Genomic DNA, 8,577 nt, shown 5'->3' on the forward strand with positions numbered 1-8,577 from the left:
TACCATCGGGTAAATTAGCAGCAGCGACGGGTACTATTCCAAATGGAATAACAGGACTCCATTGCCCATCTTGGGATGGGGTTTGTGCTGTTACTAACGTAAGACTACAAAGTAAAAGACCTAAAAATAAATTTTCGGAATAAAGGTTTCCCATATAAAACAGTTGTTAAAAAATTAAAAAGTATTGGGGACCTTTTAAGGTGTCGCTAAAGTAAAATGAAAGATTGATACTTCGATGAAGTAATGCATTTTATCGATAATTCTCCAAAATCATCGATAAAACGCACTTTAATAAATTGTTATAAAATCTACTTATTAATTAATATAGACTTAACAACAGACTCTTCTCCTTCTCTATTTACTATTAGGTTATATACTCCATCTACAAGAGTTGTTACATTCATATATATATATTTCTCCTTTATTACTCTCATTATAAAATTTAGAATAAACCTCTTGCCTTGTCATATTGTATATCATAATTTGAAGAAATGTATCCCGTAAACCCTAGATAAAAAACATATCACATAATTTTCACAGCCAAACTGTAACAAAACATAAATTGCAATATCTTTATAACAAACCAATCACTTTTTGAGCCAAAAAAGAGAAAATATTGATACCCTATTGCAATTATGCTTAGAAGGTAAGCAAAGTGCACAACTAGAAATTTACAATCTCTATTACAAAGCAATGTATAATACTGCTGTGAGAATTGTAAAAAGTAGTGCAGAAGCTGAAGATGTTATGCAAGAATCGTTTTTAAACGCGTTTACGAAACTACATACTTTTAAAGCCGAAGTTAGCTTTGGTGCCTGGTTAAAGCGTATTGTTATTAACAACAGTATTTATCATTACAGAAAGCAGCAAAAAAATAAGGAAGTTGCTTTTGAAGATACAATGTACAAGGTCGAAGATAACAATGGAATTTCTTCTGATCATGTGTTTACGGAACTAAAGGCTCAAAAAGTATTGGAAACCATGAAAAAACTAAAAGACAATTACAGAATTTCTTTGACCTTACATTTAATAGAAGGATATGATTATGAAGAAATAGGCTCCATTATGAATTTAAGTTATGCAAACTGTAGAACAACAATTTCTAGAGCAAAAGAGAGTTTAAGACAAAAAATGTTAACCGCATAAGAATGGAAAAAGATACTATTAACAACCTTTTCACTAACCTTCAAGATACATTCGATATAGAAGAACCAAAAGAAGGACACCAAAATAGGTTTTTAGAAAAACTACAAGAAAAAAATTCTGCTGTAGCCATTTCTAAAAAAAATACGTCTTGGTGGAAATCTTTATCTATTGCCGCATCTATAGCATTATTAGGCATTCTTGTTATTGCAGGGCTACATAACAACCCTACTACAAAGGAACAAGTTGCTGAAATATCACCAGAAGTATCGCAATCGCAAGTATACTTTGCTAGCTTAATAGAAGACCAAATAAATGAGTTAGAAAAAGAAAGTACTCCAGAAACAAAAAAGATAATTGAGGATACGCTTTTTCAATTAAACAAATTAGAAACAAATTATACAAATTTAGAGCAAGATTTAATAAACGGAGGGAATAGCAAACTAATTTTAAGTGCTATGATTACCAATTTTCAAACAAGAATAGATTTATTAAATGATGTTCTTACCCAAATTGAGACAACAAAAAATTTAAAAAATACGCATGATGAAAACTATACTATTTAAATATATAACCTTTGTTCTTTTATTAGCTCCTATTTTATGTATTGGAAACAATGGAAATCCAAAAGGTAAATACACTAAAGAAAAAACAATTAAGAAAGAATTCAGTGTTAATTCTGATGCTTTATTGAAAGTTACCAATAGTTACGGCAACCTAAATATTACCTCGTGGAATGAAAATAGAATATTAATTGAAGTTCATATTAAAACAAACGGCAATAATGCTGAAAAGGTTCAAAAAAAATTAGAATCCATTACCGTAGATTTTGATGCAAGCTCGAGTATGGTTTCTGCCAAAACCATTTTTAAAAACTCTAAAAATAGTTGGGGATGGAACTGGGGAAATAATAGTAATGTTAATATGCAAATTAATTACACCATTAAATTACCTATTAAAAACAGCGTAAATCTCTCTAATGATTATGGAAATATATCTTTGGATAGAGTAGACGGACACGCTAAAATTTATTGCGATTATGGTAGATTAGAAATAGGAGAACTTAGAGGGCGAAATAATATCCTGAATTTTGATTATACCTCTAAGTCTAATATTGAATATATTAATAGTGGCACCATAACAGCGGATTACTCTGGGTTCACCATTGAAAAAGCAGGGAATTTAGTAATAGATGCCGATTATACAAATACAACCGTCTTACAGATGGAGGATTTACAATATTCTAGTGATTATGGAAAAATAGATATTGGAGAAGCTAATAACATTAAAGGAGATGGAGATTATATTAATGTAAGACTAGGTACTATACATGGAAATGTATCCTTAACATCTGATTATGGGGCATTACAAATTAAAGAAATGGCAGAAGATGCTGGGAACCTATATATTAACAGTGACTACACTGGTATTAAAATTGGGTATAACTCCCAATATCATTTCGATTTTGATATTTCCACAGAATATGCTGGAGTAAAAGGAAAAGATGCTTTTGAAATAAATATAAGCACCGAAAAATCTAATAAAAAATATTACAAAGGCTACCATGGTAGTGCTAATAGCGGAAACCATGTCTCTATAAATAGTGAATATGGAAGCGTATCTTTTTTAAAAAACAACTAATTAAAAATCAATCAAAATAAATAATCATGAAAAAAATAGCAATTTTAAGTTTATCCATTTTAATGTGCTCATCGTGTATAGCGCAATGGGGTAAAAGTATAAAAGGGAACGGAAATGTAACCACAACGAATAGAACCACTGAAGATTATGATGCCGTTTCTGTATCTGGCTGGTTTGATGTTGTATTAGTAGACGGCACCGAAGGTAAAATCACCATAAAAGGAGAAGAAAATTTATTAGAATACATCATCACAGAAGTAAAGGATAACAAATTAGTTATTAAAGTGGAAAAAGGAGTTAACCTAAAACCTTCCTCTTGGAAAGATGGTATCGTTATAACCGTTCCTGTAGAGAGTATTAGCGCTGTAGCTCTTTCTGGATCTGGAGATATTGTTGGTAAAAAAACTATTAAGACTTCTAATTTTAAAACTACCATGTCTGGCTCAGGTGATATTACTCTAGATATAAATGCTAACAGCATAGATGCTTCTATGTCTGGATCTGGAGATATTAACTTAAGTGGATCCACTAACAACTTTGATGCCACCATATCTGGAAGTGGAGATATTAAAGCTTTTGATTTAGAAGCTATTAATGTAGATGCAAATATTTCTGGATCAGCAGATATTAAAATTACTGTAAAAGAAAAGCTTAAAGCTAGAGTATCTGGTTCTGGAGATATTACTTACAAAGGAAACCCTACAAAAGTAGACACCAAAGTATCTGGCTCTGGAGACATCTCTAAAGGATAAAGAGTTTATTCACAATCAACTACTAAAAATCAAAACTAAAACCTCTATACTCTTAGAGGTTTTTTTACGCGTCTTTATTTTTCTCCACTTTAGTTAGCAACAACATACCAACCAAAAAGAAAATTCCCAAAAATATTATCGCATTACGCATACTACCAGTGTATTGCGCTACAAAACCATAAAGAAAGGTACCTATTACAATTCCTATCTTTTCAGCAACATCATAAAAACTAAAAAACGAAGCTGTATCCTTTGTTTCTGGCATAAATTTAGAATAGGTAGATCTAGATAATGCCTGTATTCCTCCCATTACCATTCCTACACAACCCGCTGCTATATAAAAATCATTTGGGGTTATTACAAAATAGGCATAAACACATATAGCTATCCATAATATATTTACGATTATCAATGTATTTATATTACCGTATTTTCTGGATGCTCGCGCTGTTAATGTTGCTCCAAAAATAGCTACAATTTGTATCACTAAAATACTAACAATTAATCCTGTAGTACGTTCACTATCTGTTCCCCAATTAATTTCTTCTTCGCCAAAATAAGTTGCAATAAGCATCACTGTTTGTACCGCCATACTGTACACAAAAAAAGCGATTAAATAGCGTTTTAACTTTACCTCATCTCCTAATTGGTGCCAAACCAATTTTAATTCTTTAAATCCGTTAAGTACTATGTTTTTCTTTTCTCCCTCTTTCTTATTCCCTGTTGGCAAATAATAAAAAGTGTATTGCGCAAAAATTATCCACCAAATACCTACGGTTAAAAAAGAATATTTCATTGCTATAATCTCCGCAGATTCCCCTGCTTCTGGTACAATACCAAAAATATTGGGTTTCATTATCATTGCTAAATTCAAAAGTAAAAGTATAACACTACCAATATATCCTAAAGAAAACCCTTTAGCACTTAAGGCGTCTTGCTGCTCCTCATAAGCCACATCTGGTAGATAAGAATTATTGATTGCAAAACTTACCCAAAAACCTACTAAACCAAAAAAATAACAAGCTAATCCTACATAAATATTATCTAAAGAAAACCAATACAACCCCATACAAGAAGCCCCTCCTAAATAGCAGAAAAATTTCATGAAAACTTTTTTATTTCCTAAATAATCTGCTACTCCCGAAAGTAAAGGAATAACAATGGTTATAAATACGAATGCTGCCGATGTAGTGTAACTAATTAAAGGCGCCCTAGCTATCTCTGTACCAAATACGATAACTTTTTCTATTCCTGCCTCTCTAAATAAGGCACCATAAAATATAGGGAAAACCGCAGATGCAATTACTAAACTATAAACTGAATTAGCCCAATCGTAAAAAGCCCATGCATTTAATAACTTCCTACTACCTTTAATTGCTATTGCTTTTGTCATAAATATTCTAAAAAAAAGACCGCTCTTTAATAGAACGGCCCTTAAATATACAATTAAAATAGTTTTCCTTTATCTAAAACTCACAACTCCAAATTTAGCTGCTTCTTGCTTTGCCAAAGGAGCCCAAGCTGTTAAATTAGCTATCCTTGTGTCATTAGAAGGGTGTGTGCTCATAAATTCTGGCGGTGCTTGTCCTCCGCTATTGGCTTTCATTCTTCTCCATAAATCTGCTGCTTCTGTTGGGTCATAACCAGCTATAGCCATAATTTGCAAACCAATTCTATCCGCTTCTGTTTCGTGACTTCTACTAAAAGGAAGCATTCCTAAAATATTAGAACCCACGCCATAGTATTGATTAAAAGCTCCTCTAGCTTTTTCATCTTTAATAGCTATATTACCCGCTACAGCAAGTCCTTGTTGCACCATACCCGCACTCATACGCTGCGCTCCATGATCCGCTAATGCATGAGCAACTTCATGCCCCATAACCACTGCAATTCCTCTTTCTGATTGTGTAATAGGCAAAATTCCAGTATAAAAAACAATTTTACCTCCTGGCATACACCACGCATTTACTGTTTTATCATCTACCAGATTATATTCCCATTTATAATCTTTTAAATATCCAGGATACCCATTAGCAGTTAGCCAACGTTCTGCAGCAGAAGAAATACGTTGCCCTACTTTGGTTACCCTATTTGCATCTGCTGTACCAGTAATTACTTTATTTTCTCCTAAAAATTGATCGTACTGCGCGAAGGCTGTTGGAAAAATTTGACTGTTAGGATAAAAATTCATTATTTTTTTTCCTGTAAAAGGATTCGTCTTACAAGCTGTTACTCCTAAAAAAATAGCAACAATTAAAATTATTTTTTTCATGACATATAGTGTTTAGTATTGGGTAATAATACAAAAAAAATTATTTCCCTTTAATATTCAACCCGGTAAAATCCTTACTAACCTCAATAATATTATCCCCGTTCAGCTTTAAATCTTCTAAAGCAACTTTTTCATTATCAATAAATATTTCTCCAATCTCAAAAGGTATACCATGAAGTCTCATCTTTATAGTACTGTATGGTGTAATAAATGTACCATTTTTAAATTGCTGAATACTAAGCTGGTTATCTTTTCCTACCAGTTTAAAATTCCTAAGACTGTATCTTCCTTTAGCATAATCATACCCCTCTTGTGCATCTTCATATACCGTAGAAGTTTCTGTGCCATTTTTATAATACACATCTAAAATTAGCTCTGTAATTTCTTTTTCTCCGACGTATTGTTGAATTGGGTACTTAGGTATAATGGCTCCTTCTTTAATAAACAAAGGCATACTATCTATATCTGCTGCCACCCATTTTTCCATTCCACCATCAACTACTTCTCCATTCCAAAAATTATACCATTTTCCTCTAGGAATATACATTCTTCGACCTTTAGCATTTGGTTCTTGAATAGGGCAAACTAAAATATGCTCTCCAAAAATAAATTCATCTGTTCTAAAGTGTGTTTGCACATCTTCTTGATCAAAATATGCCAAAGATTTTAACATAGGTATTTTATCCTTAGAATACTTCCAAAACATGGTGTATAAATACGGTAATAATTGATATCTTAATTCTATAAAAGACCTTACAATATCTGTAACTTCTGTATCAAAAGACCAAGGCTCTTGATCGCCATGATCGCCACTAGAATGCACTCTACAAAAAGGATGAAAAACACCCAATTGAATCCATCTTGTAAATAATTCTCCATTCGGTTGTTCTGCAAAACCACCTATATCTGATCCAACAAAAGACATACCACTTAAACACATTCGTTGCATTTGAACATTAGCAATCCATAGATGCTCCCATGTTGCTACATTGTCTCCAGTCCAGGTAGATGCATATCTTTGAGTACCAGAATAAGCTGCTCTTGTAATTACAAATGGCCTCTTAGGGTATACATATTTTTTAACACCTTCATAAGTAGCCCTAACCATTTGCATACCATACACATTATGGGCTTTTCTATGACTACAGGGATGCCCATCATAATCATGTCTCATATCTAAAGGCGCCGTTTTAGTAGGCACTTCCATTATTGCAGGCTCATTCATATCATTCCAAACGGCATGCACACCAATATCGGACATCATTTCTTTATATAATTCTGCCCACCATTCTCTTACTTCAGGATTGGTAAAATCTGGAAAATTACATTTTCCTGGCCACACTTTTCCGTTCATAAAAGGACCATCTGCTCTTTTACAGAAATATTCTTTTTCCATAGCTTCTTGATATACCCAGTAATCTGGATCTACCTTAATACCTGGATCAATCATGGCCACGGTTTTAAAACCATCTTCATACAACTCCGAAATCATACGTTTAGGATCTGGGAATTTTGTTTTATCCCAAGTGAAGCATCTAAAACCATCCATATAATCGATATCTAGATAAATAGCATCGCAAGGTATTCGTAAGTCTCTAAATTTTTTAGCTATCTCTTTAACATTACTTTCTGGAAAATAACTCCATTTAGATTGGTGATAGCCCAGTGCCCACATGGGTGGCAGTTCTGGCGCTCCTGTTAAATCGGTATATCCACGAACTACTTTTTCCATATCTGGCCCATAGAAAAAATAATAATTCATTTCCCCTCCATCTGCCCAAAAACTAGTTGTATTTCTTCTCTCGTGAGAAAAATCGAAATACGATTTAAAAGTATTGTCAAAAAATATACCATAGGCCTTAGTTTTATGCAACCCAATATAAAAAGGAACAGCTTTATATAATGGATCTTGATCCTTACCGTAAGCATATTGATCTGTTACCCAATTTTGAACACGTTTACCTTTTAAATTGGAGTGCGTAGCTTTATCTCCCATTCCATAAAAACTTTCCGAATTTTGAGTTATTTTACTCATTTTCACAATATTACCTCCATTCTCGTAGTTTTCTTCCCAATGAAAACCAATCTCATCTTCACTAATAATGTTACCTTTTAAATCTGAAATTTGAGTACGCATAGTTTTCTTATCTACGAGTACTTTTAATTTTTCAGTCTCAATTATGTATTCTGTATCTTGCTCTCTTACCTCTAATTGATTATATCCTCTATTAGCATCTTCACTAATTGCATATGAAAAATCTGGCTCAAAAACATATTCTGTGGCATACCTAAACCTCAGTACGCTATCTCTTAAAACTGTAACTTGTAAAACTACTCCATTCTCAGAGGTAAAATAGACCTTGTCCGTGTCTTGCTCTAAAGAAACTATTTGGTTTGGGTATAAATTACCTTTATACTCTAATTCTGTATTTGTAATCATAAGTAATTCTATTTTAACGTAGGCAAAAAAAGACTTTAACGCGTAATTATAAAGACTTATTATCCCCTTTTGTAAACTATAACGGTTTAATCATTTTTTTTATTGAAAAATGATAATTCCTAAAGGCGGAATGGTAACTTCTACAGACTGTTTATACCCGTGCCATTCTTTCTTTATCGTTTTTAAATTTTTGTTACCCGTACCACTACCTCCGTACTTTTTTGCATCACTATTTAAAACCTCTTTTAATATTCCAGATTTTGGCACTCCAATTCTATAATTTTCTCTTGGAACAGGTGTAAAATTACAAGCTACAATTATATCATTTT

9 protein-coding genes are annotated in these 8,577 nt (G+C 32.7%); 4 read left to right on the forward strand and 5 right to left on the reverse strand.

From position 1 onward, the window contains the following. Positions 1-308 precede the first annotated feature (308 nt). Positions 309-434 (reverse strand): hypothetical protein, encoded by a 126-nt coding sequence (locus QZZ51_RS15240; RefSeq protein ID WP_291871216.1) that lies wholly within the window; start codon positions 432-434, stop codon positions 309-311. 160 nt (positions 435-594) lie between these two features. On the opposite strand from QZZ51_RS15240, the gene QZZ51_RS15245 reads away from it, so the two are divergent. Genes QZZ51_RS15245 through QZZ51_RS15260 form a run of 4 tightly spaced genes read left to right on the forward strand, consistent with a single transcriptional unit; the run spans position 595 to position 3,536 of the window. After that, entirely contained in the window at positions 595-1,146 is a 552-nt protein-coding gene (locus QZZ51_RS15245; RefSeq protein ID WP_291871219.1) for an RNA polymerase sigma factor, read from the forward strand. Between the two features lie 2 nt (positions 1,147-1,148). Next, entirely contained in the window at positions 1,149-1,709 is a 561-nt protein-coding gene (locus tag QZZ51_RS15250) for a hypothetical protein (RefSeq protein ID WP_291871221.1), read from the forward strand. Beyond that, complete coding sequence (locus QZZ51_RS15255) at positions 1,690-2,784, forward strand: hypothetical protein (RefSeq protein WP_291871233.1); 1,095 nt, start codon at positions 1,690-1,692, stop codon at positions 2,782-2,784. Before QZZ51_RS15250 ends, QZZ51_RS15255 begins: the two co-directional genes overlap by 20 nt. A gap of 26 nt (positions 2,785-2,810) precedes the next feature. Then, complete coding sequence (locus QZZ51_RS15260; RefSeq protein ID WP_291871223.1) at positions 2,811-3,536, forward strand: head GIN domain-containing protein; 726 nt, start codon at positions 2,811-2,813, stop codon at positions 3,534-3,536. A gap of 64 nt (positions 3,537-3,600) precedes the next feature. On the opposite strand, the gene QZZ51_RS15265 is transcribed toward QZZ51_RS15260, so the two are convergent. From QZZ51_RS15265 to QZZ51_RS15280, 4 genes are all read right to left on the reverse strand, one after another. Next, positions 3,601-4,929, reverse strand: a complete 1,329-nt coding sequence (locus QZZ51_RS15265) for an MFS transporter (RefSeq protein ID WP_291871225.1) — start codon at positions 4,927-4,929, stop codon at positions 3,601-3,603. Positions 4,930-4,998: 69 nt separating this feature from the next. Further along, positions 4,999-5,808: a M48 family metallopeptidase gene (locus QZZ51_RS15270; RefSeq protein WP_291871227.1), complete on the reverse strand. Its 810-nt coding sequence runs from the start codon at positions 5,806-5,808 to the stop codon at positions 4,999-5,001. Positions 5,809-5,848: 40 nt separating this feature from the next. Further along, positions 5,849-8,248: a glycoside hydrolase family 31 protein gene (locus QZZ51_RS15275; protein WP_291871229.1), complete on the reverse strand. Its 2,400-nt coding sequence runs from the start codon at positions 8,246-8,248 to the stop codon at positions 5,849-5,851. 99 nt (positions 8,249-8,347) lie between these two features. Then, a partial coding sequence (locus tag QZZ51_RS15280) for an alpha amylase C-terminal domain-containing protein (RefSeq protein WP_291871231.1) occupies positions 8,348-8,577 on the reverse strand: 230 nt, incomplete at its 5' end.

The organism is Maribacter sp. (genome assembly GCF_016744255.1).
GTDB lineage: Bacteria > Bacteroidota > Bacteroidia > Flavobacteriales > Flavobacteriaceae > Maribacter_B.